The organism is Arthrobacter sp. U41 (assembly GCF_001750145.1).
In the GTDB taxonomy this organism is placed as follows: Bacteria; Actinomycetota; Actinomycetes; order Actinomycetales; family Micrococcaceae; genus Arthrobacter.
The window spans coordinates 3,227,313-3,252,681 of sequence record NZ_CP015732.1 but is presented as its reverse complement, the minus strand read 5'-3'; the positions used below and the strand labels follow the sequence as shown (position 1 = coordinate 3,252,681).

At 66.1% G+C, this 25,369-nt stretch carries 24 protein-coding genes and 1 pseudogene; 6 read left to right on the top strand and 19 right to left on the bottom strand.

The annotated features are described in order from the left end of the window. Positions 1-51: 51 nt before the first annotated feature. Positions 52-405 (top strand): annotated as a pseudogene (locus ASPU41_RS23890) (thymidylate kinase); the annotation flags it as partial. 273 nt (positions 406-678) lie between these two features. Here the strand turns inward: ASPU41_RS23890 and ASPU41_RS14775 are convergent. From ASPU41_RS14775 to ASPU41_RS14765, 3 genes are all read right to left on the bottom strand, one after another. Continuing rightward, positions 679-1,866 carry a TerC family protein gene (locus ASPU41_RS14775; protein WP_069951554.1) on the bottom strand — a complete coding sequence of 396 codons (1,188 nt, stop codon included), beginning with the start codon at positions 1,864-1,866 and terminating at the stop codon, positions 679-681. A 72-nt stretch (positions 1,867-1,938) separates the two neighbouring features. Continuing rightward, entirely contained in the window at positions 1,939-2,979 is a 1,041-nt protein-coding gene (locus tag ASPU41_RS14770) for a hemolysin family protein (RefSeq protein ID WP_069951553.1), read from the bottom strand. Further along, positions 2,972-4,333, bottom strand: a complete 1,362-nt coding sequence (locus ASPU41_RS14765; RefSeq protein WP_069951552.1) for a hemolysin family protein — start codon at positions 4,331-4,333, stop codon at positions 2,972-2,974. The genes ASPU41_RS14770 and ASPU41_RS14765 overlap by 8 nt, the downstream gene beginning before the upstream one ends. Before the next feature lie 360 nt (positions 4,334-4,693). Between ASPU41_RS14765 and ASPU41_RS14760 the strand changes: the two genes are divergently transcribed. The 3 genes from ASPU41_RS14760 (at position 4,694) to ASPU41_RS14750 (ending at position 7,889) form a co-directional block, all read left to right on the top strand. Continuing rightward, positions 4,694-5,797, top strand: a complete 1,104-nt coding sequence (locus ASPU41_RS14760; RefSeq protein ID WP_069951551.1) for a M20/M25/M40 family metallo-hydrolase — start codon at positions 4,694-4,696, stop codon at positions 5,795-5,797. A 145-nt stretch (positions 5,798-5,942) separates the two neighbouring features. Then, entirely contained in the window at positions 5,943-7,607 is a 1,665-nt protein-coding gene (locus ASPU41_RS14755) for an alkaline phosphatase D family protein (RefSeq protein WP_069951550.1), read from the top strand. A 39-nt stretch (positions 7,608-7,646) separates the two neighbouring features. Next, a complete protein-coding gene (locus ASPU41_RS14750; protein ID WP_069951549.1) occupies positions 7,647-7,889 on the top strand; it encodes a substrate-binding domain-containing protein in 243 nt (80 codons plus the stop codon). Between the two features lie 26 nt (positions 7,890-7,915). On the opposite strand, the gene ASPU41_RS14745 is transcribed toward ASPU41_RS14750, so the two are convergent. Further along, positions 7,916-10,627, bottom strand: a complete 2,712-nt coding sequence (locus ASPU41_RS14745) for a hypothetical protein (RefSeq protein WP_069951548.1) — start codon at positions 10,625-10,627, stop codon at positions 7,916-7,918. A 244-nt stretch (positions 10,628-10,871) separates the two neighbouring features. Between ASPU41_RS14745 and ASPU41_RS14740 the strand changes: the two genes are divergently transcribed. After that, positions 10,872-12,089, top strand: a complete 1,218-nt coding sequence (locus ASPU41_RS14740) for an integrase catalytic domain-containing protein (RefSeq protein WP_197515672.1) — start codon at positions 10,872-10,874, stop codon at positions 12,087-12,089. Positions 12,090-12,129: 40 nt separating this feature from the next. Here the strand turns inward: ASPU41_RS14740 and ASPU41_RS14735 are convergent, their stop codons facing one another. The 7 genes from ASPU41_RS14735 to ASPU41_RS14705 all read right to left on the bottom strand — a co-directional run bounded on the left by ASPU41_RS14735 (position 12,130) and on the right by ASPU41_RS14705 (position 17,738). After that, complete coding sequence (locus ASPU41_RS14735; RefSeq protein ID WP_069951546.1) at positions 12,130-13,422, bottom strand: MFS transporter; 1,293 nt, start codon at positions 13,420-13,422, stop codon at positions 12,130-12,132. 93 nt (positions 13,423-13,515) lie between these two features. Next, the gene (locus ASPU41_RS14730; protein ID WP_069951545.1) at positions 13,516-14,925 is read right to left on the bottom strand and encodes an MBL fold metallo-hydrolase; all 1,410 of its coding nucleotides are present in this window, start codon (positions 14,923-14,925) and stop codon (positions 13,516-13,518) included. A gap of 104 nt (positions 14,926-15,029) precedes the next feature. Continuing rightward, on the bottom strand, positions 15,030-15,410 hold the full coding sequence (locus ASPU41_RS14725; protein WP_069951544.1) for a rhodanese-like domain-containing protein: 381 nt from the start codon (positions 15,408-15,410) through the stop codon (positions 15,030-15,032). 20 nt (positions 15,411-15,430) lie between these two features. Beyond that, positions 15,431-15,793 (bottom strand): thioredoxin, encoded by a 363-nt coding sequence (gene trxA / locus ASPU41_RS14720; RefSeq protein WP_069951543.1) that lies wholly within the window; start codon positions 15,791-15,793, stop codon positions 15,431-15,433. 64 nt (positions 15,794-15,857) lie between these two features. Further along, positions 15,858-16,154, bottom strand: a complete 297-nt coding sequence (locus tag ASPU41_RS14715; RefSeq protein ID WP_069951542.1) for a rhodanese-like domain-containing protein — start codon at positions 16,152-16,154, stop codon at positions 15,858-15,860. A 28-nt stretch (positions 16,155-16,182) separates the two neighbouring features. Further along, positions 16,183-17,094, bottom strand: a complete 912-nt coding sequence (locus ASPU41_RS14710; RefSeq protein WP_069951541.1) for a sulfite exporter TauE/SafE family protein — start codon at positions 17,092-17,094, stop codon at positions 16,183-16,185. Beyond that, positions 17,091-17,738, bottom strand: coding sequence for a rhodanese-like domain-containing protein (locus ASPU41_RS14705; protein WP_069951540.1), 648 nt, complete (start codon positions 17,736-17,738; stop codon positions 17,091-17,093). The genes ASPU41_RS14710 and ASPU41_RS14705 overlap by 4 nt, the downstream gene beginning before the upstream one ends. A 131-nt stretch (positions 17,739-17,869) precedes the next feature. Between ASPU41_RS14705 and ASPU41_RS14700 the strand changes: the two genes are divergently transcribed. Continuing rightward, positions 17,870-18,130: a metal-sensitive transcriptional regulator gene (locus tag ASPU41_RS14700; protein ID WP_069951539.1), complete on the top strand. Its 261-nt coding sequence runs from the start codon at positions 17,870-17,872 to the stop codon at positions 18,128-18,130. Positions 18,131-18,150: 20 nt separating this feature from the next. Here the strand turns inward: ASPU41_RS14700 and ASPU41_RS14695 are convergent, their stop codons facing one another. The 8 genes from ASPU41_RS14695 to ASPU41_RS14660 form a co-directional block, all read right to left on the bottom strand. Next, complete coding sequence (locus tag ASPU41_RS14695) at positions 18,151-19,638, bottom strand: protein adenylyltransferase SelO (protein ID WP_069951538.1); 1,488 nt, start codon at positions 19,636-19,638, stop codon at positions 18,151-18,153. 9 nt (positions 19,639-19,647) lie between these two features. Next, a complete protein-coding gene (locus ASPU41_RS14690; RefSeq protein WP_069951537.1) occupies positions 19,648-19,971 on the bottom strand; it encodes a hypothetical protein in 324 nt (107 codons plus the stop codon). Between the two features lie 213 nt (positions 19,972-20,184). Continuing rightward, positions 20,185-20,565, bottom strand: a complete 381-nt coding sequence (locus tag ASPU41_RS14685) for a VOC family protein (RefSeq protein WP_069951536.1) — start codon at positions 20,563-20,565, stop codon at positions 20,185-20,187. Positions 20,566-20,838: 273 nt separating this feature from the next. Further along, entirely contained in the window at positions 20,839-22,113 is a 1,275-nt protein-coding gene (locus ASPU41_RS14680) for an MFS transporter (RefSeq protein ID WP_197515671.1), read from the bottom strand. Between the two features lie 106 nt (positions 22,114-22,219). Next, positions 22,220-22,525, bottom strand: a complete 306-nt coding sequence (locus tag ASPU41_RS14675; RefSeq protein WP_069951534.1) for a DUF1905 domain-containing protein — start codon at positions 22,523-22,525, stop codon at positions 22,220-22,222. Positions 22,526-22,553: 28 nt separating this feature from the next. After that, positions 22,554-22,991, bottom strand: a complete 438-nt coding sequence (locus ASPU41_RS14670; RefSeq protein WP_069951533.1) for an SRPBCC family protein — start codon at positions 22,989-22,991, stop codon at positions 22,554-22,556. A 21-nt stretch (positions 22,992-23,012) separates the two neighbouring features. Further along, positions 23,013-23,600 carry a ferritin gene (locus tag ASPU41_RS14665; protein WP_069951532.1) on the bottom strand — a complete coding sequence of 196 codons (588 nt, stop codon included), beginning with the start codon at positions 23,598-23,600 and terminating at the stop codon, positions 23,013-23,015. 499 nt (positions 23,601-24,099) lie between these two features. Next, a complete protein-coding gene (locus tag ASPU41_RS14660) occupies positions 24,100-25,281 on the bottom strand; it encodes a benzoate/H(+) symporter BenE family transporter (RefSeq protein ID WP_231941088.1) in 1,182 nt (393 codons plus the stop codon). Positions 25,282-25,369 lie beyond the last annotated feature (88 nt).

Here is a 25,369-nt window from a genome sequence, read left to right as displayed (position 1 = left end):
GGGTAGGTAGCGGCCTGACACCCATCCCCAGAAGGAGACCGCTTGCTGATCGTGCTCACCGGAATTGACGGCTCAGGGAAGACGACGGCGGCCCAGGCCACCGTTGACGCCGCCCGCCAGGTAGGGACAAGCGCCCTGTTCCTGCGAAACTATGCCGGCCGCCGAACGATGTCCTTGCTCGGTGCCAAGCTCGGTGTTCACCTGCCCCCGCGGCTGGCGGATGTCATTGAAACGGCGGTCCGCACGTTCAACGTCCTGAACTCACACCGGCGCGCCGCACGATTCCTCGGCCTGGTGGTCATGGACCGGCACCTTCATTGCCAGCTCGCGCTTCGCTCCGTGCTCGGAGGTCCCCGGGGACGATTCCTTCCCTTCCTCCTCCGAACGCTCCCCCAGCCGGACCTCATCATCCATCTGGACGTCGACCCCAGCGAGGCCCACGCGCGGATACTCGCGCGGGGACTGACTCAGAGCGCCTCGAGGACCTGGAGTCCCTGCGCGAGGCCTACAAGTCCCTCCCCGAATTCCCACGCTTCATCAACATCGCTGCCGACGGAACTCCGTCCGAGGTGCTCTCCCGGGTGCAGGCCGCCATCGCGGAAGCCGGCGGACGGCCGGCAGTGGAGTTTTCCCCCGCCGGCCGAGCGTCGGCGTCGGATAGCTAAACCGCGGGGGGAACTAGCGGGCGAGGTACTCCTCGTGCTGCCGGTGCGCCTCCGCGACGAGCGCCCGGATCTTGTCGATGTCCTTGGCCTTGTTGCGGTACTTCAGGTCCATGGCCAGGATCTGGGACTCTTCCTCGGTCAGCATCCGGTAAATCCGCTCGCGTTCGGAAGCGTCCGCCGTGTACTCAAGGTCGAGGTAACTGACGGCGTGACGCCGCGCGTTGTTGATGGAGGTCTGGGCTTTGCCGGCCTTGCTCAGCAGCGAGGCGACGACGGTAACGGTCAGCACCCCGATGATGACACTCAGGGACAGGCCGGTGCTGATCTCGATGACCGGAACCGCCTGGCCGTCGTTGATGAACGGCAGGTTGTTCTCGTGCAGGGCGTGGAGCACCAGCTTTACCCCGATGAAGGCCAGAACGGCGGCCAGACCGTAGGCGAGGTAGATGAGGCGGTCCAGGAGGCCGTCGATCAGGAAGTAGAGCTGGCGCAGTCCCATCAGCGAAAACGCCGTGGCCGTGAAGACGATGTACACGTTCTGGGTCAGCCCGAAGATGGCAGGGATCGAGTCAAGGGCAAAGAGGATATCGGTTCCGCCGATCGCCACCATGACCAGCAGCATCGGAGTGAGCGCTTTCTTGCCCTCGTGGATGGTGAAGAGCTTGTCCCCGTCATAGTGTTCGGTGGTGTGGAAGAGTTTTCTGGCAATGCGGATGACGAAGTTATCCACCTGCTCGTCGCCGTGGGAGTCCGGGCGGAGCAGGTTGCCAGCGGTGATCAGCAAAATCAACCCGAAGATGTAGAACACCCACGCGAAGGAATTGATCAGTGCTGCCCCGAGGAAGATGAAGCCGGTGCGGGCGATCAGCGAGAAGACGATGCCGAAGAGCAGCACCTTCTGCTGGTCTTCGCGGGGCACCCGGAAACTGGCGATGATGATCAGGAAGACAAAGAGGTTGTCGACGGAGAGGGCCTTCTCGGTGATGTAGCCGGCAAAGTATTCCGACCCCATCGCGGTGCCGCCGAATATCCACACCAGGACACCGAAGATGACAGCCAGGCCCACGTAGAGGCCCGACCACGCGGCCGCCTCCTTGAGCGTGGGCACATGGGCCTTGCGGATGTGGAAGAAGTAGTCGAAGGCCAGCAAGGCCAGAATGACGGCAATGGTGATTGCCCAGATTAGGGGAGAAACGGTCATGGTGCTCAACTTCCGTGAAGGATCCGGCCTCTGCGGCCGCTGCTGTCCGGTAATTCAGGTGGTCTGGGGAATCTAAGCGCTGGTGGCATCCTGCACCTCGCCGACGAGTTCCTCAATGATGTCCTCGAGGAACAGCACACCCGTTGTCGTGCCGTGGGCATCAAATACCCGGGCAACGTGGGCTCCGGTGCGGCGCATGACGGCCAGGGCGTCTTCGAGTTCACTGCCGCTGAACGCCGACGCCAGCTTCCGGATCCGTTTGGCCGGTACCGCCTCGCTGAACGCGGCCGGCGTCGTGAGGTCCATGACGTCCTTGAGGTGCAGGTAGCCGGTGGGGGCGCCGTCGTCGTCCGTGAGGATGTAACGCGAATAGCCATGCTGAGCGACGGCCCGCTGGATATCAGCCGGGGTGGCGGATGAGGGCAGCAGGACCATCGACTGGATCGGAACTTCCACATCGGCGACGGTCTTGGCCGTGAACTCGAAGGCCGCCGTCAGGGTCCCGCTGGTGTCCGACAGCACCCCGTCCCGGGTGGACTGTTCCACAATGTTCGCGACCTCGTCCAGCGTATAGGCACTGGTCGCCTCGTCCTTGGGCTCAACTTTGAAGAGCCGCAGAATCGAGTTGGCAATGCCGTTCAGGGTCCAGATGACCGGCTTGAAGACACGGGCCACCAGTACCAGCGGAGGGGCCAGGAGCAGCGCCGCCCGGGTTGGCACGGAGAAGGAGATGTTCTTCGGCACCATTTCGCCAAACACCACGTGGAGGAACGTCACCAGCAACAGGGCGACGACGAAGGCGATGATGCCGATTGTCTCGGCCGACAGTGAGGTCAGGCCAAGGGGGATCTCCAGCAGGTGGTGAATGGCGGGTTCGGAGACGTTCAGGATAACCAGGGAGCATACCGTGATGCCAAGCTGGCTGGTGGCCAGCATCAGGGTGGCGTGCTCCATCGCCCAGAGGGTGGTCTTGGCGGCCTTGCTTCCGGCCTCGGCCTTCGGCTCGATCTGCGAACGCCGGGCGGAGATCACGGCGAATTCAGCACCGACAAAGAAAGCATTGACTGCCAGCAGGACGACGAGCCAGATGATGCCTGGCAGATATTCACTCATGGGTCAGCTCCTGCGTGAGATTGTCGATGATCCGGTCATGAGCGCTCTGCGGGGGTTCGGTGGATTCATCCGGGGTGAACCGGAGCCGCTCGACGTGGGTGCCCACCACACGTTCCACCCTCAGACGCCCGCCGTCGATGGCCACTTCGTCGCCGAGTTCAGGGATCCGGTCCAGCCGGTCCGTGACAAAGCCGGCCATGGTGTCGTACTCCTCGCCGTCCGGGACGGTGATGCCGGTCCGGTCCAGGAGTTCGTCCGGGCGCAGGGATGCATCAAATGTCAGCGAACGGCCCGTCCGCACGACGCCGGTGCGGGCACGGTCGTGCTCGTCTTCCAGCTCCCCGACGATTTCCTCCACCAGGTCCTCGAGCGTGACGATGCCGGCTGTGCCGCCATGCTCGTCCGAGACGATCGCCACCTGCAGGCCCTGCCGGCGCAGCAGACCCAGAAGGGTGTCGACCCCCATGGACTCCGGCACCCGCAGCGGTTCGATCATGAGCCCGGAGGCCGACACTGCCGATCGGTTGTCGAGGCCCACCGCGAAGGCCTGTTTGACGTGCAGCACACCGATAACGTCGTCCCGGTCCCGGCCGATCACCGGGAAGCGCGAATATCCGGTGGCGGTCGCCAGGCTGACGATCTGCTCGGCCGTGTCGTCGGATCCGATTGTCGCCATCCGCACGCGGGGGGTCATCACATCGGCGGCGCTGTGGTCGGAGAACCGCAGGGTCCGGTGCAGCAGGGCCGCGTGGTCCTGGTCGAGGACGCCTTCCAGCGCGGAGCGGCGGACCAGGAAGCTTAGTTCCTCGGCACTGCGTGCGCCCGACAGTTCTTCCTTGGGTTCAATGCCGAACGACCTGATAATCGAATTGGCCGTGTTGTTGAACAGCAGAATCACGGGCTTGAAGACCGTGGTGAACAGCGTCTGGAACGGGACCACCACTTTTGCCGTGGCCAGCGGGAGCGCCAGGGCGAAATTCTTGGGCACGAGTTCACCAATCACCATGGAGAAAATCGTGGCCAGGAAGATACCCACGACGGCCCCTACCCCGGGAACGACCGATTCGGGGAGTCCGGCGCTCGTCAACGGGCCGCTGAGCAGTTTGCTGATGGCGGGCTCAAACGTGTACCCGGTGAGCAGCGTGGTCAAGGTGATGCCGAGTTGCGCGCCGGAGAGGTGCGTCGACGTGATCTTGAGGGCCTTGATCGTGGGCGCCAGCCGCTTCTCACCCCGCGCCTGGCGGGCTTCAAGGTCGTTGCGGTCCAGGTTGACCAGGGCAAATTCGGAGGCAACGAACATTCCCGTACCAACCGTCAGGACGAGGCCGACGCCGATCATGATCCATTCATACATTCGGGCGCCCCTCTCCTGCGTTGGCCGGGAATCCGGTCAAGGAAGTCGAAGGGCAAGGGCATATGTGAAGGAGGGTCATCCATAGTGCCTGCCAGTCTATCCGCCCTGCCCGTAACCACGCGGCGCCATCCGCTGCCAGCGAATTCCGGCGAAGCCATGATTCGGCCGTTCTTCGAGGGCGGCCACGATTCGCACAGCACTTTCACAGGCAAGCGCTATTGAAGATACAGCCGGATCCACAAGAATGGTCGGAACTGATAGACGTATCCGCGGATTCAATGATGGCCGTGGCTTACCGAACGTCAGCGACGAGCGTCTTGACCTTTCAAGCTGAAACCGACTACTGACGGGTTTCCGAGCATGTTGACTCTGCGCAAGCACGTACTTCCTTCAGTCCTGGCCGTCATGCTGCTCTCGGCAACGGCCTGCACGTCCGAGTCCGCAGCCGGATCCCCGATAGGCTTTCCGTCCGACGGCGTGACCAGCGGCCCCGGCAGTAGGTCCACCGGCCCCGCTGTTGCGGCTCCGCGGCTGGAGCCGGTGGGCGGGGTGGACGCGCGGGCGGTCCTGGCGGAGTTCAAGGGCCGGGGCATGGTGGATCACCTGGAGGCGCTGCAGCGCGTCGCTGATGACAATGGTGGGAACCGGGCGTCGGGGACCTCCGGTTATGAGGAATCCGCCCGGTACGTTGAGGAGCAGTTGCGCGCGGCCGGGTACAACCCGGTCCGGCAGGCCTTTTCCTTCCGGGGGGAGGGCAAGAACCGGAAGCAGGTGGAGAGCTTCAACATCCTCGCCGATACCTCGGGCAGTGCCGAGAACACCGTGGTGGTGGGCGGGCACCTGGATTCGGTGCGCGAGGGGCCGGGGATCAATGACAACGCCAGCGGGGTCGCGGCCATGATTGAGATTGCCCGCTGGATGAAGGAGAGCGGGATCACCCCGGCGAACCGGGTGCGGTTTGCGTTCTGGGGCGCTGAAGAGGACGGCCTGTACGGATCCCAGCACTATGTCGATGAGTTGAGCCGGGCCGAGAAGGCCCGGACCGCGGCGAACCTGAACGTGGACATGCTGGCCTCCCCGAACGGGGTGCGGTCCATCCACGACGGCGACGGGTCCGATTTCGAGCAGGCCGGCCCGGCGGGTTCGAAGCAGATCGAAGACGTGTTTTTCCGTTTCTTCGAGGAGAACTCGCTGCCGGCCGAAACCACGCCGTTTGACGGCGGGTCCGATTACGAGCCGTTCCTGCAGGCCGGCATCCCCGGCGGCGGGCTGTTCAGCGGCGACGTGGAAACCAAGACCAGGGCCCAGGTGCAGTCCTACGGCGGCACGGCCGGCAAGGACCTCGATTCCTGCTACCACGAGGCCTGCGACACCATCAAGAACACCAACCCGGACCTGCTCAAGGAAATGTCCGCCGCGCTGGCCTACGCCACCGCCACGTACGCGCTGGCCCCGCGGGGGTGACCTGCCGGCGGGTGCTGCGGCCCTCACGGGGGCCGCTGTCGCCCTGCCCGACGACCAAAGATATCCCGTCCCGCCGGATCATTCCCGCCGGATCATTCCCGCCAGGGCATGGCCCGCACCGGGGCCGAGCAGGTACAACTGAGTCATGACGACGTCTCCCTTGGTGCTCGGCCCCATGATCCGGTACGTGGATGAGACCTCGGCGAGTGTCTGGGTGGAGACCCGGGTTGCGGCCCGGGTCTCCATTCGCGCTGGCGGCCGGGACTGGACAGCCGGTACCTTCGCGGTTCACGGTCACCACTATGCGCTGGTGGAGTTGGACGGACTTGACCCCGGCACCGTCACGTCCTACGCCCTGGAGGTCAACGGAACCCACGTCTGGCCCGATCCGGCGACCGGATTCCCGCCGTCGATGGTTGCGACGCTCAAGCCCGGCAAGCCGCTACGGATGGCCTATGGCTCCTGCCGGACCAGTGTCCCCCATGATGAGTCCGGCAACCGGACCCACGGCGTCGACTCACTGCGCGCCTACGCCCTGGGCATGGCCTCCGGCGGGGACCTGCCGTGGCCGGATCTGGTCGCCTTCCTCGGGGACCAGGTGTACGCCGACCTGACCAGCGAGCAGATGCAGGAGTTCATCCGCAACCGGCGGAACATTGATGAAGCGCCGGGCGAGGAGCTCAAAGACTTCGAGGAATACGCCCACCTCTACTTTCTGGCCTGGTCGGACCCCGCGAACCGGTGGCTGCTGTCCACCCTGCCCAGCGCCATGATCTTTGATGACCACGACATCCGCGACGACTGGAACACCTCGCTTAGCTGGAAGAAGGAAATGGAGGCCACGTCCTGGTGGCATGGGCGCATTGTCGCGGGGCTGGCCTCGTACTGGGTGTACCAGCATCTGGGGAACCTGTCACCCAAGGAGCGGGCGGAGGATGCCATCTGGCAGCAGATCGCCCGGCACGTGGGCGAGGACGAGATCGACGTGAGCGCGGCGCTGGACAGTTTCGCGGACCGGGCCGATCAGGACCCGGGATCGTACCGGTGGAGCTATTGCCGGGATTTCGGCGACACCCGGCTGATTGTGGTGGACTCCCGCGCTGCCCGGGACCTGACGCCGGACGACCGCGCCCTGGTTGACAAGGCGGAGATGGCCTGGCTCGACGGACGGATGCGCGGCGGTTTCCGGCACCTGCTCGTGGCAACGTCGCTGCCTTTCCTGCTGCCAATGGGCCTGCACTACGTCGAATCCTGGAACGAGGCCATTTCCCAGGGCGCGTGGGGGAAGCTTGCCGCCCGGGCCGGCGAGAAGCTGCGCCAGGCGGTGGACCTTGAACACTGGGGCGCCTTCCAGGACAGCTTCCGGAAGGTGGCGGCAATGGTGACCGAGGTCGCTGACGGCAAACGGGGCCAGGCGCCGGACACAATCACTTTTCTCTCCGGGGACGTCCACTACTCCTACGTTTCGGAGGTGGAGCGTGCCACGGGAAGCCGGATCGTACAGGCCGTCTGCTCCCCCATCCGCAACCCGCTGCCCCGGCTGATGAGGTCCTTCGCCGCCGTTATGTCCTACGGTCTCGCCACGCCGATAGGCGCCCTGGTGGCACGCTCGGCCAAGGTACCGGACCCGCCGTTCCGCTGGTCCGGCGTCAAGGGGCCATGGTTCGACAACAATCTGGCCTGCCTGGAGGTCTCGCCCGAGGGGCTGAACCTGTGGTGGCAGACCGGTGTGGTGGATGGCGGCGACCATCTGCATCCGCGGCTGGAAACTGTCGCCTCCGTCACGGTGGCTCCGCGGCGGGAGGCCTAACCCAGCCGGGCCTGCGCTTCCGGTGAGGCAGATGGCGGTGTGCGGGTGCCGCAGGAGATTGCGCTGACTGGCTACGACGATACTGAGTGCGCTGCGGCGGCCGTGGTCCCGCCGTCGTCCATCCGGCAACCCAGCGCCCTGATTGGTTCAACGGCCCTGGAGCTGCTGCTCCGCGAGGCAAGCCGGAGAAAGGGTTTTTACCACGCCAGGTCGTCTTTCCTCCAGAACTCGTGGTCCGGGCGTCCACGCAGGGCTGGGGCTGACGGCGCCGGGCTGGCGTGAATTGATGCGCTCTTAGCTTTTCACGGCTAGGTGGAGGCCGACCGGTACTGGACCGGAGCCGCGGGGTCCGGAGCGATGGTGTCCACCGCAGTCTTTTGGGCGGCATCCGGGACGCTGCCGGGTGCAGACCCGTCGGCGGCGGACGGTTTCGGCCGTTCCAACGGCAAGGTGTCCGCCGCGATTGCGTCGCAGATGCTGTCGACCTCCTGCCAGAACCGGACGTCGACCCAGTAACCCGTATGGCTCAGGACATGCGGCAGCGGCTGGGCGAACACGTATTTGTGCGTTGGCGGGTCGACAAGGCGAACGTCCGTGGTGCCGGATGCAGGCCAGTCAGCCGTGGCGACCGGACCACCGATGTAATCAGTCTCGTAGTAGACATTGCGCCAGCGGACATCCCCGAGACCTCCATTGCCGCCGGCGAAACCCTGCAGGAGTGCGTCGCTGACCAGGGCGGGAAAGGCCCACCGGTACAGCTTCGCCAAGGGAGAGCCGAGGGTCACAAGGCCGACGCGTTTTTCCTCGGTGCGTGCCGACCGGCGCGCCAGCACGGCCGCTGCCACCACGCTGCCCTGCGAGTGCGCGGTGAGCACCACCCTGCCCTGGTTGTCATGCAGCCGCCAGATCCGACGAGTCAGCTCAGGCACCGCCCGCTCGGTGTACGACGGCGGGGCGAACGGGTGGAACGACCGCGGAAAGAACGTCCCGACGTCGAACGGTGACAGCAGGACCTTCCGCCATTTTTCCTGCCGGAAAGCGAGCCTGAGCACCACCCCGTAAACAATGGGCAGGGACGCACTGATCCAGGTGGTCAGTCCGATGTTCAGGAAGGGAGGATCCTGGCCGAACACCACGACCCGGGTCACGAAGAGCGCGGCCCCGAGCAGCGCCGCGCCGGCCACTGCAACCATCAAGTACGCCGCCATAACCGGGGCGTACTCGCCGATCAGAAGCATCCTCGCCACGTTGCGGACCCATGGACTGGGACACATCCTGCAGGCTGCCTTTGAGGCGGCGGACCGGTCCCGACTAAACGGTGCCGGAGCAAAGGCCGATACCGTCCAGGCGTCCCTGAATTCCCTGGAGATCCCGTTGGCTTCCGCGGGCGCCTGCCCGGGGGAACGGGCCTGCAACGCGTCCGCTGCGGCGTAATCGCGCTCGAGTTCGCCCACGAGGGTCACGGCCCGCTGCCTCGACTTGATGGACAGCAGCACCCCGGCGACCACTGCGAAAAGCACCAGCACGCCGATGAGGCCCAGGGCAAGAAGGGACGCGATGGACGCCACCGCCTTGGGCACCCACAGCACCGGCCCCGCATAGCCGGCCGGCCCTCCACCGCTATCCGCTGCGCCCGTGCTGCCTTCCGGCCCGAGCCCGTACCCGACCGTGCCGAGCCCCTCGGCGACCAGCATCATCAGTGACAACAGCACCGCGTTGGCCAGGATGAGGGCAACAACATTAAGCACCACGGGCGCCGCCCACGGGAAGACCTTGGCAGATCCGCGCGCCGTCACCTTCAGGCGCTTTATGCGCTCCGGCCCGCGCGGCACGACCTTCAGCGCGTGCCGCCACCGGATGCCCCACGCTCCCGCCTGCAGGACCATCAGCGGGATCAGCAGCGCGAGGGTGAGCGTCCAGGCCGCGGCGACCGAGAGATCGATGCCCGGCAAGACGCCGGCGGGTTGGGCCGCTGTCGCTGGCCCGACGCCGGCATCGCCGAGTCCGAGGGGCAGCGCCAGGGCCCCGAAGACCGCGGCGGACAGGGCGGCGATTGCGGCGTACAGCGTTCCGCGGGCGAGGAACTCGAGTGCCTCGTCCGACGCGAGCATCACAATGACCGACCCGAGGACAGCAAGGGAGACAGTAACGGAGACGGCGCTGGCAGTCCGGGTACTGACCTGGGCCCCTGCATCCGTGAGGTCCATGACACCTCCGAGCCGGGAGACGCACCAGCCCAGGGTTCCCGCTGCCACCGCGAGACCGGCCGCCAGGTGCAGGTCCGACAGGTGCTGGTGCCAGCGGCGCCCGGACCAGAAATCGGCGCTGCGCAAGCCGCCCGCCTGCGCCGCGGCACAGCGACCTGTGGGCACGGGCACGGTCGCTCCCAGGGTCGGTGGTTCAACGCCTTCATAGCTGGTCCGCGACCGGGAAGCCAGGACGTAAAAGAGCACCGCGACAGCAACGGGCGCGATGGTGCCCGCCGCCAGCCGGAATCCCGGTCGGTCGTACGGCGCCAGAAAATCCAGCAACGGCATGCCCCATAACTGGCTGCGGCACTGAAGCTGGCCAAGGCATTGGTAGGCGAACGTATCCAGGCTCGGCATCGTGACCATGGTGGCGGTGCTCAATGTCAGCGCGAGGGCAGCGAGCCGCGCAAACCACCGGAACCTCTGCGTCGTTGGCTCCGCCGTCGCCTCCTCAGCTTCGGACTTCACACCGCGCCGGGCCATCCAGCCGGCCATATTGGCAAGCATCGACGGCAGCAGCGGCGTCCACAGCACCCGAAGCGGCGAGTGGGAGGTCAGGCCTCCCCATGAGTACGCCTCACGGTGCCGGCCGCGGGCATCCGTCGTCCGGTAGAACCCTGCGATGCGGTCCCCCGCGACCCTCGTCGGCTTCATATCGCCGAGGAGAGCCTCCGGCGGCGTGCCGCCCACGCCGTGCACCCGTATCTCCGTCAGACCGTCGAGGTCCACCGCGTCGGGAACGAGTCCGGCCGAGTTCCTGATCTCGTTCATCACGCCCCCGCGAAGACCATTGCCTGGCTCGCAAAATCCGACATCACGATCTCCTGCCTCAGGGGGACGGCGCGGGGCTGAACTCGATATTGGACCTTGCCACTGCAGATTGCAATGGCCCGCGTTGACTCATCAAAGATGCCCGCGTAGCTGTATTCGAAGAATCATTTGAGAATGCCCGCGTAGCGGTGTGTCTGCCGGGCCGGTGTCCGCCGCTTCGGCATTGTGGGCTATGGAGCTTTCGATGAGTGAACGCAGGGCTGTCACGAAGACCATCGCAACCCGCTACGCGCGGTCGGACCGGGCTGCGAAGAAGCAGGTTCTGGATGAGCTGTGCGCGACGACGGGCTGGCACCGGGACCATGCCCGCAAGGCGCTGCGGAGGGCGCTGGTGTTGAAGGTGGCCCGGCCCAGGGTGGCCCGGCCGCCGCTGTATGGAGAGCCGGTGATCGAGGCTCTGCGGTTCTGCTGGGCGGTTCAGGGGACCCCGTGCGGGCGGCTGCTCGCGGCGGCCCTGCCGGACCTGGTGCCGCGCCTTCGCCGGTTCAAGGAGCTTCAGATCGACGCCGGAACCGCCGCGCTGCTCCTGCGCATCGCACCGGCAACGGTTGACCGCAGGCTCAAGGCTGACCGGGCGAAACTGGATCCGCGTGGCCGGTCCCATACCAAGCCCGGCACACTGCTGAAGGACTCCATTCCGATGCGGACCTGGGCCGAGTGGGACGACGCGGTGCCCGGGTTCGTCGAGATCGATCTCGTCGGCCACGAGGGCGGGAACAGCAGGGGAGAATTCTGTTTCACCCTTGATATCACTGACATCGCGACTGGCTGGACGGAAACCCGGTCAGTGAAAAACAAGGCCCAGAAATGGGTGTTCGCCGCTATCAAGGATGCCACCGCTGCGTTCCCGTTTCCGGTCCTCGGCATCGATTCGGACAATGGCTCGGAGTTCATCAACTGGGAGCTCATCTGGTGGTGCGAGCAGGAGAAACTGACGTTCACCAGGTCCCGCTCCGGGAACAAAAACGACGGCGCCCATGTGGAGCAGAAGAACTGGCATATCGTCCGCCAGACAGTCGGCTACCACCGCTATGACACCGCCGGGGAACTGGAGCTGCTGAACCGGATCTGGGCGCTTCAGCGGCTACTGACCAACCACTTCGGGCCGCAGCAGAAGCTGGTCGCGAAGGTGCGCACCGGCGCGAAGATCAGCAAGAAATATGACACGCCCGCCACCCCGTTCCAGCGCGTCCTGGCCGACACCGGCACCGTCGCCCGGGAAGTGAAGACCCGGCTAAGACGGGAGAACAAACTCTTGAATCCGGCCGCGATCCAACGGCAGATCCAAGCCCTCTGCGCCGAACTGCTGACCCTCACCGTCGCAAAACAAAGCCCGAAACCCCAGCCGGCTATCCGGGCAAAACCAAATGATTCCACGAATCAACCCAGGCGGGCATCTTGACATGATTCCCCGGGTGGCCTGCTCCGCAGGGGCGTCCTGGCTAGACCGGCCGGGGGCTGTGGTGGTCGGTGCCGCGCATGCGGATGGCCACGAGCAGCCCCGACAGGGCCGTCAGTCCGGCGACGACTCCGACGGCGGCCGGAATGCCGTATGCGTCGGCGATGACCCCGGAAAGCAGCGCGCCGACAGCGAAGCCGCCGTCGCGCCACAGGCGGTAGATGCCAACCGAGCGGGCACGCCACTCCGGGTGCGCGACGTCGCCGATGGCCGCGAGCAGGGTGGGGTAGACCATGGCCGTACCGAGACCCAGGAGGACGGCGGCGGTCAGCCAGATCCCGAAATCCTGGCCCACGGCGATCATCGCCAGGGCGGCGGCCTGGAGAAGCATGCCGCCGACGATCAGCCATTTCCGGCCGTATTTGTCCGACATTGCTCCGGTGACGAGCTGAGCTGCGCCCCAGACCGCGGGGTAGACGGCGGCCAGGATGCCGATCTTTTCGATCGTCAGTCCGGCGGCGGCGAACAGGACGGGGAACAGTCCCCAGGCGAGGCCGTCGTTGAGATTGTTCACCATGCCGGCCTGGCTGACCGAGGACAGGGACTTGTCCCGGAAGCTGGTGAGGGTGAAGATTTCCCGGTTGCTCAGTTCACCGTGGGCGCCGGCATGGGCGGACGTGTGGTTGGCGGATTCAAGCTTCGCGTGGCCCCGGGTTTCCTTCACGGCGAAAACCGACAGCCCAAGGCCCAGCGCGATGTAGGCGGCGCCGAGCAGGAACGGTCCGGGCCGCAGCCCGTAGGTGGCGGCGATGTAGCCGGTGGCCAGGGCGGTGCCGGCCACACCGAGGTAACCGGCCGCTTCGTTCAGGCCCATGGCGAAGCCGCGGCGCTCCGGGCCGACGAGGTCCATTTTCATCATGACGGTGGTGGACCAGGTGAGGCCCTGGCTGATGCCCAGGACGACGTTGGCGGCGACAATCCAGCCCCAGTCCGGCCCGAAAATCAGCATCAGCGGGACGGGCAGGGCGATGATCCAGCCGGCGATCAGCACAGGTTTGCGGCCGTGGCGGTCCGAGAGGGTGCCGGCGAAGTAGTTGGTGGCGGCCTTGGCGAGACCGAAAGCCAGGATGTAGGTCAGCGCGGACGTGTAGAGGTCGAGGTGGAAGACCTGTCCGGCCAGCAGCGGGAGGACGGTGCGTTCCTGGCCCAGGGTGCCGCCGACCAGGGCGTTGACGGCGACGAGGAGCATGAACTGGGCCAGGTTCTGCCGCAGGCCAAGCGTGAGGCCGGTGCGGCGGGGCCGTCCCTGCACGGGGCTGGTGTTGCCGGAAGTCATTTTGCTCCACTTGGTTGGGGACAAAGGTTGGCGGCGGCCCTGTTTCCAGGACCGCCGCCAATTGTGTCAGTCAGGCATTGCCGCTGGCGCGGACTAGCTGGCGGGGACGGATTCCTGGGTGTGCTGCTGCGCGGCCCAGGCGGCGTAGCTGCCGTCGAGTTCGACGACGTCGTAGCCGGCGCGGCGCAGCGCGCTGGCCGCGACGGAGTTCCGGACCCCGCTCTGGCAGTAGCTCACGATCGTGCCCTCTGCCGGGAGCTGGTCAAGGTTCCACATCACCCGGCCGCCGCTGAGCTGGTGCGAACCGGGGATGTTCCCGGCGGTGTGCTCGGTGCGGTTCCGCACATCCAAGATCATGGCGGCGTCGAAGCCCCCGAGCTCTTCGGGCTGGATGAGCTTCGGGGTGCTCACAGGCAGGCCCTCGAAGCCGGTGACGTACCCGGCGACCTTATCGATCCCGACGCGGACCAGGTGGTCCCACATGTCCTGCGCGGCGTCCTGGTCCGGAGCCAGCAGCACCAGGGGGTTCTTGTCGGTTTCCGGGTTCACAACCCAGGCCCCGAAGCTCGCCACGGATTTGCCGGCCGGGACGTTCAGGGAACCGGTCACGGTGCCCTGGTGGACCTCCTCATTGGACCGGGTGTCAATGAATGTCACCGTGTCCTCTGCCAGGTCCTTGGCAACGGAGGCGAGGTCCAGTTCCTGCAGCGGGGCGCGTTCGCCCATCACGGCCGGACCCTCGCGGTTTTCCCGCTTCATCCGCCCGAAGTAGGCGTGCGCATCCGGCTGGCCGTCAAGGAGTTCATCAACGAAGCCCTGCTCATCATTGGCCGCCAGGTAGGGACCCCACCAGGCGTAGAGCCGCTCATAACCGACCGTGGAGGACGGGATGGCACCCAGGGCCTTGCCGCAGGCGCTGCCGGCACCGTGGGCCGGGTGGACCTGGACATAATCCGGCAGGGTGAGGAACTTATCCCGCAGGCTCGCGAACAGCTGCTTGGCCCCCACGAAGCGGGTGTCAACGCCGCCGGCAGCCTCATCCAGCAGATCAGGCCGGCCCAGGTCGCCGGAGAACACAAAGTCACCGGAAAGCAGGTAGCCGGCATGGTCGCTGAACGCGCCGTCGGTCACCAGGAACGACAGGTGCTCCGGGGTGTGGCCGGGGGTGTGCAGGGCCTGGATGCTGATGTTGCCCAGGGTGATGGTGTCGCCGTCGAACAGCCGCTCCCCCTCGAACCCGTACTGCCAGTCCGGTCCGCCTTCGCCGGAAACGTAAATCTTCGCACCGGTGGCCGCGGCGAGCTCGCGGGTGCCGGAGAGGTAGTCGGCGTGGATGTGCGTCTCGGTGACGGCAACGATCTTCATGCCGTTCTTCGCCGCCAACGCCTGGTACACCGCAATATCACGGCGCCCGTCCACAACAACCGCCTCACCCTTGGCCTGGCAGCCAATCAAGTAGCTGGCCTGGGCAAGATCCTCATCATAAATGCGTTCCAGAAGCATGTGCTCTCCTTCGTAAGGGTGCGGGGTCTCCCCCGTCGACTACTAACAACAATAATACCCCAGGGGGTATATTGCAAGGTGCTTGGTGCCGGTCGTTCCGGCCTCTAGTGGGTTCCTGGGCGGCGTCCCCGGAGCCTGTCCGCGAGCGAACGCCAACGGCCGGGTCCGGGGGTGTCCGCCGGAGCGGGGGCATAAGTCACCGGGTGTCCGTTGCGGTACCACTCGGTGATGCCGCCGGCGACGTTCACGACGTCGTAGCCCCGCGCGGACAGCAATACGGCCGCCTGGGCGCTGCGCTTTCCCGACCCGCAGAGGACGTGGACCGTGGTGTTCGGCACGTCCTTCAGCCGGGTCGGGAGCTCGTCCAGCGGAATATTGATGCTGCCCGGGATGTGGGCGGTGGCATATTCCTCCCTGCCCCGGACATCGACGAGCGTGGCGCCGGGCCAGCGTGCGGCAAGGTCATCGGCACTGATGGTTCGCATCAACCCGGCCTCGCTTCCGCTCAGCCCTGCCGCTGTGCTGCCTGGGCCCGCAGGCTTGCCATGTCCAGGTTCTGGACACTCTCGATGACCTGCTCCAGGCCGGCGGCGTTGAGCGCGCCGGGCTGCGAGAAGACCAGGGTCTTGTCGCGGAATGCCATCAGCGTGGGGATCGACGTGATTCCCGCGGCCGCCGCCAGGGCCTGTTCGGCCTCGGTGTCCACCTTGGCGAAGACGACGTCCTGGTGCTTCGTTGAGGCCGCTTCATAGGTGGGGGCGAACATGCGGCAGGGTCCGCACCAGCCCGCCCAGAAGTCGACGAAGACGATGTCGTTGGTCTCCAGCGTTTCGGCGAGGGTCTTTTCGGTGATGTCGATGGTTGCCATAACTATCTTCTCTTCCTCCGGGTCGGTCGTGGGGTGGTAGGGGGAACTGCTGGTCAGGGGCGGATCAGGTGGTCGGAAGGCCCGCGCGGGTCCAGGCGATCATGCCGCCGTCCATGGTGTCGGCGGTGAAGCCGGCGGCGTTGAGGGCATCCGCGACCCGGGCGCTGCGGTTGCCGCTGCGGCAGATGGCGATGACGGGGACCTTGGGGTCGAGCTCGGACAGGCGGGCCTGCAGCTCGCCCATCGGGATGTGGATCGCACCGGGGATCATGCCTTCGGCAACCTCGAAGTCCTCGCGGACGTCCAGGACCTGCGCCTGGTTCCGGCGCTGGTCTGCTTCGGTGATGGTGATTTCTGCCATGATGATGCCTTTCGGTTCAGGGAGTGTGTCAGACCGGCGTGGTCTGGGTGTCTCGTTCGAGGGTGGTGCGGTTGGACTTGCGGAGCGGGCAGGCGCTGACGAAGAACCAGCAGACTGCGGCCGCGACGAGCGCGGCTCCGGCGACGCCCAGGGCGATCGGTCCGCGCAGATCCACCGGGGCCTGCTGGATGAGGACGAAGGCGCCCATGACCAGCACAAACCAGCCGAAGCCCTTGCGCAGTGCCGCTTCAGGAATGCGGCCGGCGAGCCTGGAACCGATCAGGGTTCCCACGATGGCGGCCGCGGTCACGGACAGCGTGATCCCCCAGTCCAGCTCCACGGTGGTGAGGTATCCGGCCAGGCCGGCGAAGGACTTCATCGCGATCACCACGAGGGAGGTTCCGACGGCGATTGCCATCGGCAGGCCGCCGAGCAGCGCCAGTGCCGGGACCACAAGGAATCCGCCGCCGGCGCCGACCAGGCCGGTCACCAGACCGACGACGAGGCCGTCGAGCAGAACGCGGAACAGCGGCAGTTCGGTGTGCTTGGGGGTTCCGGTGCCCGCGTCGGCCTTCTTCTTGCGTCCGCGGATCATGGCGATGGAGGTGGCGACCATCATCAGGGCAAACGCGATGAGGAGGATCTGCCCGGGGATGTGCCCGCCCAGCAGGCCGCCCACGAAGGCGCCGACCATGCCGGCGGCCCCGAACAACAGTCCGGTGCGCCACATGACGCGGCCGGCGCGGGCGTGGCTGAAGACACTGACCGCCGAGGTGACGCCGACCACGAACAGGGAAGCGGCAATGGCTTCCTTGGCTTCGAATCCGGCCACGTAGACCAGAATCGGCACGGTCAGGATGGATCCGCCGCCGCCGAGCACACCGAGCGACAGCCCGATGAGCACGGACAGGGCGAGAACGAGGATCAGTGCCGTGGTCATGAGGCCTTAGCCTCCGGGTTCAGGGATTCGGAGACGGGGAACTGCAGGATGGCGGACTCGCGGGTCGGCTCGTGGGCGGCCTTGTTCCAGGGCATGGCGGAGATTGCCTGGCCCATGGCGCAGGTGTTGGTGGCGGCCGAGAAGGTCAGGCCCGCGCCGATGGCGCCGGCGAGGAGCCGGATTTTGGGTGAGACGAACTTGCCTCCGGCGAGGCCCAGAACCACGAGGGAGCCGGCGGCGAGCCGGACCTGGCGCTCGAGGTCCCAGCGGGCCTTGCCGCGGATCACGTCGCCGCCGGCCTCAGCGAAGCCGGGGGCCCCGCCGGTCAGGACATAGGCGCTGCCGATACCCGCGCCGCCCAGGCGCTGCCGTGCCTGCTCGGCCCGTGCTCCCGACTGGCAGACGAGTACGACGCGGCTGCCCAGGCGGGCGGCCAGTTCGTCAGTGTGCTCGGAAAGCAGCGGAAGCGGCACGTTGTAGGAGCCCCGGATGTGCATGTTTTCAAACTCGGCGGCCGAGCGAACGTCAATCACGATCAGGTCCTGGTGTTCCTGGAACCAGCTGCGCAGCGTTTCCGGGGCCAGTGCGGTGACTGCCGGTGCGGCGGGAGCCGCCGGGGCGGAGGAAGTGGAAGGGGGCGTCATGGGTGTCCTTTCGAGACAGACAAACAAAAGCTCTATACCCCACCGAGTATTGCAGATACCCCTAGGGGTAGTCAAAAATACCCAAGGGGGTATATTCTTGAGCATAGCCACCCCTAGCTTTGGAGACTCCCATGGACCTTGATTCAGCAGAACTAGCCCCCGCCATCAACCGGCTCAAGCGCGCTCAGGGGCAGCTGGGGGCCGTGATCCGGATGCTCGAGGAGGGACGCGACTGCAAGGACACCGTCACGCAGCTGGCCGCCGTCTCGAAGGCGCTGGACCGGGCAGGATTCGCCATCATTGCCAGCGGGCTGGAGCAGTGCGCTCTCCGGAAAGACTCAGCCGGGATGAGTACGAAGGATCTGGAAAAGCTCTTCCTTTCCCTCGCCTGAGGCTCGGACGCGGCGGGGACTCAGGTTCCGCAGAACGTCCGGTAGGCGCCGAAGTCTTCCGGCGCGGCCGAAGCGTACCGCTCCAGACCGGGGCGCTCGGCGTACGGGCTGCCCACCGCGTCCAGGAGACGGGTGAGCGGATCCAGATCGCCTTCCGTGGCGGAGGCGAGGGCCTCCTCCACCAGATGGTTGCGCGGGATATAGACGGGATTAACCCGGTCCATCGCGTCCGCGTCGGGAGCCAGGGCGCTCCAGCGGCCGGCCCACGCATCGAATGCAGCCGGGTCCTGGAGCAGGCTCCTGGCGGATTCCGTGTGGCCGCGGGCGGCCGCGCCGAGGCTGCGGAAGAATGAGGTGTGGTCAGCCTGCCCCGCTTGGAGAATGCTGAGCAGTTCGTCCACCAGAGGCGAGGTCACCTCGTCGTCGAGCTTCTCCTGCAGACCGAGCTTGGCCCGCATGCCGGCGGACCAGGCGGCGCTGTACTGCCGGCGGAACCCGGCGAGGGACTCCTGCGCGATCGCGACCGCCTGTTCCTCATCCTCGTGAAGGAGCGGCAGCAGGGACTCCGCAAGCCTCGTGAGGTTCCACTCCGCCATGACCGGCTGGTTGCGGTACGAGTAGCGTCCGGCCTCGTCGATGGAGCTGTAGACGGTGCCCGGGTCGAAAGTGTCCAGGAAGGCACAGGGTCCGTAGTCGATGGTCTCCCCGGAGATCGTCATGTTGTCGGTGTTCATGACCCCGTGCACGAAACCCACCAGCATCCACCGGGATACCAGCGACGCCTGTGCCGCTACCACCGCCTGAAACAGCGCGAGATAGGGGTGCCCGGCCTCAGCGGCGTCGGGGTGGTGGCGGGTGATCGCATGATCGGCGAGGCGGCGCAGGAGGTTGATGTCGCCCGTGGCCCGGGCGTACTGGAAGCTGCCCACGCGCAGGTGGCTGCTGGCGACGCGGGTCAGGACTGCACCCGGCAGCAGGGAGTCGCGAAGCACCCGGCGGCCTGTCACCGTCACGGCAAGGGACCGTGTGGTAGGAATCCCCATGGCGTGCATCGCTTCACTGACGATGTACTCCCGCAGCATCGGGCCCACAACCGCCTGGCCGTCGCCGCCGCGGGCGAACGGGGTGCGCCCGGAGCCCTTGAGGTGGACATCGCGAAGGCGGCCGGCCGCGTCGGTGATCTCGCCGAGCAGCAGCGCCCGTCCGTCGCCGAGGCGGGGGGCGAACCCGCCGAACTGGTGGCCGGCGTAGGCCTGCGCCACGGGCGTGGCACCGCCGGGGACCAGGTTGCCGATCAGCAGGCGTGTCCCGTCAGGACCCCGCAGGTAGCCGGGGTCCAGGCCCAGTTCGGCGGCCAGCGGTTCGTTGAGCACAACAAGACGCGGGTCCGGAGCCTCTTCCGCCTGCCAGGGGATGGCCAGCTCCCCCAGCTCACTGGCAAAGCGGCCGTCAAGGCGGCCTTCAAGGGTGCCGTCGAAGGTGACGGTGGGTCGGGCTGCGGCAGTCATACACCAAGGCTATCCTGCGGCGTCAGCGCCGCGGTTGGCGGCGACCGTCTCGACGGCGACCGTCTCAATGATCCTGGTCGAGGGCTCGCCGACCAGCGCCGGCGCCGTCACCCCGGTTTTCCACGTATCGTTCTGCAGCCGGCCGAGGAAGTCCACGGCAGCCTCCTGCGTATCGAAATCCATCTCCAGCATCACGTAGTCCTCCTGGTCGAGCGGACGCGAGATCCGGTACGACCGCACCCCCGACGCTGCGCGGCCCAGTGGGTCGCTGTCGAAAGCACTCCTCCACATGCCGAAGTCCCGGACCTGGTGTTCGATCTGCAGGGTAATCATGGGGCACTCCTGTCGACGGTTCTTGAAGCCCAACTGTAGGCCTGAAAGGCCGCTCGACGTAAGACGGCCGGCGGGAAGTTGCCGGGATGTTCATTTGTTAAAAACTTCCCTCGGTCGGGTCCCATGCCGCCGCCCCGCGGTAGCGTGGATAGTGCGCCGTCCCTGCAGAGTCCCCCAATGATGCAGGGGCGGCGTTTTTTTCACGAGCCAGGGCTACTGGTGCTGAAATAGGTTGAGGATGTTGCCTTCGCTGTCCGTGAACCAGGCGGCCTTGCCAACCGGGGTCTGCGCTATCCCGTTTTCCGTCTTCAGGCCCGGAAAGTCGTACTCCTCGAACACGACGCCGCGGCCGCGCAGATCCTTCATCTCGGCCTCGATGTCACCTGTTGCCCAGCCCATCTGGGTATTTTTCGCGGTGCCTGCATTGTCCGTCTTGTACAGCAGGAAAGCCGTTCCCTTGCCGCAGCGGTACATCAGATTCTCCTCGTCCAGACTCTCCGCGGGCTCGAGTCCCAGCATGTCGCGGTAGAAACTGCCCGCCCGGGCGATGTCCTTCGCGGGCAGCACTGCGATGATTTCAAGATCCTTCAGCATGACTACTTTCTCCCTCTTGCTCTGCGTTGATCAGATTCCTGGAAGCCACCCCAGCTGCCATCCACACTGCAAAAGACGTCCGCCGGCAACTCGGCGAAACCGGCCACGTCATGTGAACCCCGTCCCCAATTCCCGGGTCATCAACCTACCCAGCACCAGCGGCGGACAGCGCATCTCTCCTCCTCGAAAGGTGCTGATGCGCACTATCGTAGGCCCGGGGTCCCGAGAGTCAATACCGCCGGGAATCCGCTGCGGGACGCTCGAAATGCCCGTCTAGGACGGCCGGGAATCCGCATCCGCAGCACCGGGTGCGGCGTTGGCCTGATCGGACCGGTGGCGCTGCCGGCGGCTCGCCAGCAGGAACGGCACCGCGATCAATTCGATAACGCCGCCGATCGCCAGCGAGACGGCGTAGCCGGAAACATCGGCTGCCCGGCCAAGCAGCGGCTGCACCACCACGCCGCCGCTCGACCCCATGAGTGAGTCGAAGCTCAGCACCGTTGCCCGCTGCTTCGAGGCGATCATGTCGTTCAGGTAGGCCTGCCGCACCGGAGTGCCCGCCGAGGCGACCAGAGCCCAAAGCCCCAGCAGCACCAGAGCCAGCCAGAACACCCGGGTGAACCCGAGCACGACCAGAATCGCGGCGCTCACGGCACTGCTCAGAATCAACACCGTCGTGCGTCTGCGGACAAAACGCCGGATCCGGGGGGCAATCCAGCCGCCGAGCACCTCTGCTCCCGCTACGAGGGCAGCCGCAAGGCCTGCGACGGAGTACGCGCGCGGGTCGCCGAAGAGCTCCAGAAGGTACGGCTGGAGGGCGTAGAACACGTAGAACCCGACGCCGGCAGTGAACGGCGCTGCCAGCATCACGTAGCGTACGGGGGGATTTTTCAGGCCGTTCTCGATCGAGGCGGAGAGCACGGCGCGGGTCGCCTGCAGTGGATGGGTCGAACGTTCAGGGGTGAAACCGACATCGCGCATGAGCAAAAAGGCCACGACGAACATCGCCAGCAGCACGCCCACGCGCAGCAGAAACGGCACCCCGAGATTGGTGGCCTGCGCTATCACCCCGCCGGCTACCGAGCCCACCAGCATGCCTGTGCCCGAGACCATTTGTCCCCGGCCGAGGACCGTTTCCAGGCCGCCTTCATAGCCCGAGAAGCGCAACGCGTCCACGAGCCAGGCCTCGACTGCTCCCGAGAAGAAAGTGAAGCCCAGCCCGAGTAAAACGGACACGGCCGCCCACAACCAGAATGGAGCGGAAAGCTGCCACAGCAGGTAATAGAGGTAGGTCGATACGGCCAGTGTCGCGGTGCCGAGGAGGAAGGAAACGCGGCGCCCCCAACCGTCGGCAATCACTCCGGTGGGCACCTCGAACAGCACCATCCCGGCCGTGAAAAAGGCGTTCGCGGCAAAGGCCTCCAGGTTGCTGAGTCCGGCATCCAGCAGGAAGATGGTGTTGATTCCCCAGATGAACGAGGCCGCAAGGGTATTGCCCAGCGTCAGCGTGAGATAGATACGCTGGATCTTTCGGGCGGCGGCGTTCATCGCATCGCCGTCCCCGCCACGGCGAGGGGGGTCCACGAGCCCATTCTCGTCGCCTTCAAGGGCAGGCACCAGAGCCTACGCCGGAGACAGGCCCGCGAGTGACGGCTCAGCCGGACCCGGGCACCTCCAGTTGAACCGTGATTTGATCCCCTGCCCCAATACCCGCCGAGGTTCTGATGGCCTTCTTGACCGGAAGCAGATAGGAACCGCTCTTGCTGTCCGGAAAAAGTGACGTGGACCAGCGGTGTCCGGCAATGCCGGCAGTGACTTTGACGGAGCCGAAGCCCCGGCGGAAGGTGACGGTGTCCTCCCTGATCTCCGCTGAAACCTCGTCCGGGACCGTGAGGAAGTGCCACCCGGCTTCTCCCGGATAGAGCCACAGCCTGGCCGTGAAGGTATACCTCAGCACCATTGTTTGATTGTCGCGCGGCTCCAAGCGGTCAGTCCGATTCCAGCAGTTGTTTCAGCCTGGCGAGGTCCTTCCGCATGGCCCGGCGCATCATCGGGGCCATGACGGGGCTCAACACTTTGGAGAATCCTGTCGGGTCGCCGGTGTTGCGCAGAGCCATGCGGGTGGACGATCCGTCCGCGTCCGCCCAGGTGTACGTCGTCTGCATCGGGAACGGGCCCTGGGCCGTCCGCATGACCAGCTTCGTGCCCGGTTCCAGCTCGGTGAATTCGTACACGTAGTCCAGATCCCGGCCCAGGAAACGGGCCCGGAAGGCCAGCCGGGAGCCGACAGCCAGGGGTGGTCTCGATTCCCAGCTGACTGTCTTGATGTTCGTGTACCACTCGGGGGCATGGTCCGGGTCGGCGGCATAGCCGGCCACGACTTCGCGCGGCCGGTGGATGACAATCTCAGTCGTTACATCGACCATGAACTGTTTCTTCCTGCCCCGCTAGAGTGAACCGCCGGCTACTTCCGGCGTGCCAGAGTCATCGGTGGGTCCGCCGTGGCCGACTCCGTAACCGCGGTGTCCGCCGTGGCCTCCGCCGTGCTGGCCGGCGTCGCCCACACGTTCCCGGGCGAGGAAGGTTTCAACGTCGAAGAGGTTGTCCGCCCGCCGGGCGACGTTGAGGAGCGTGGACATCGATGCCACCTCTTCAACCTGTTCCTTCAGGAACCAGAGCATGAACTGTTCACCCAGGGGGTCGTTTTCCGCCCGGGCCGCGGCGAACAGCTCCTTGATGCGGTCCGTGACCTCCACCTCCTGGGCCAGGGCAAGGACCAGGGGCTCCTCCGCCGAGCTGAAGTCGTTCCGCACCGGTTCGATCCCGGGGATGGTGACCCTGATGCCTCGGTCAAGGATGTACCGGACCATCATCATGGCGTGGTTCCGCTCCTCCAGCGACTGGCGGTAAAAGTGCTTGGCAAGCTGGGGAAGGTCCTGCCCGTCGAACCAGGCCGCAATGGCGATGTACTGCTGGGAGGCTGCGAACTCATTGCCGACCTGGCGGGTCAGCAGCTCGTTGAATTGGGGGCTCATCGTTCTCTCCTCAAGTCGGGGTTCAGGGGTGTGGACCTGGGGCGCCGAGAATCTGCTGAACCGGGGCTGCCGGAGGGCCTGTAACGAGGGTCCTCGGCTCGGATCTCCCCGTCAAGGCCCACGGCGCTGCCGGAACCCCGGCAACCTCGATCTGGATGCCCAGCTCGGGGAGTACATCAACTACCTGCGGTCACCCGGGACAACGACGCCGGGCGTGGGCCAATTGCTCAACCACACCGCCGGCTTCGCCAACCTGATGCCGATTCGCTGGGTCCATGCGGCCGACGCGGATCCCCCGGACCCCGAGGCCCTGCTCCGGATGCACCTCCGCGACGGTGAGATCGACGGAAACCGGATCCGGTCCTCCCAGTCCGCCCGCCGCATGCGAACCATCGACCAGGCGGACAAGCACCAGCAAGTACAACTTCGAACCGCTCTTCGCGCTCCTGGCCGCTGCGTCATGGTCGTAGCCAGCACCGCGGTCCCGGTCCCACTGTGCTCAGACGGTGTTCCTGCGTCGCGCCAGCAAATAAATACCGATCCCGGCCAGGCATCCCCAAAACGGGGACACGATTCCCCACGGGGCAATGCCGGACGCGGTCACTGCCAGCGTGATCAGGGCGGCTTCCAGCTCTGCCGGGCGCCCCTCAGCCCCCAGGACCACGTCCCTTACGGCTCCCTGGAGCGCGCCGAGCAGCGCCACCCCCGCCAACGCGGTCAGCATCGGTGCGGGGATGACCGCGAACAGGGCAACGACAGCCGTGCTGAAGGTTCCGAAGACCAGATAGAAGACCCCACAGGCGATACCCGCGATGAACCGCCGCCGGGAATCCTCGTGGGCTTCCGGCCCGGCGCAGATGCCCGCCGTGATGGCGGCAAGGTTGATGGCGTGGCTCCCGAAGGGTGCAAAGATCACGGACGCGACGCCGGCTCCGCCCAGGAGCAGCCTGTCATTAGGCAGGTACCCGCTGCTGTGCATCATCGCCAGCCCCGGCCCGTTCTGGCCCGCCGTCGTGACTATGAGCAGCGGCACGGCTATCCCCATCACCGCCGGAACGCTGAAGGTTGGTGTTGTCCATAAGGGGCCGGCCAGCGCCAGGGACAATTGCGGGGCGGAAATACCCCCCGTGAAGATTCCCAACAGCGCCCCGGAGAAGAGGGCCACAATCACTGCGTAGCGGGGAACAAACCGCTTCCCGGCGAAATACGCCAGCACCAGTCCGCCCGCCACAAGCGGCGAGGATACGACTGCGCCGGCTGCGTTGAGGACGAAGGGCAGCAGCACGCCGGCCAGCACACCGGCGAGTATCGGCTTGGGCACAACCGCCAACAGCCGGCCGAACAGACCGGTAACGCCCAGCACGGTGCCGAGGATGCCCGCGACCAGGTAGGCGCCAATGGCGTCCGAATAGGAATAGTTCCCCAGCGCGGTCAGGAGCAGCGCAGCTCCCGGCACTGACCAGGCAACCATCACAGGCTGCCTGGTGACCAGGCTGAGCACCGAGCACACCACGCCGCTGGCGATGGAAATTGCCCAGACCCAGGAGGTCGTCTGCTCGGGGCTGAGTCCCGCATTCTTGGCTGATTGCAGGACCACCACCAGCGGTCCTGAGTATGAGACCACAACGGCGACCAGCCCGGCCATGACTGCGGACAGGGACATCGCGGAGCGAAGACTCAAGGGCCCCGCCTGGCGCGAACGCGCTTGCGGGGTCCTTGATGTCAAAGCCATGGGCCGCGGCCGAACAGGGCGCTGACATCCGGTCGGA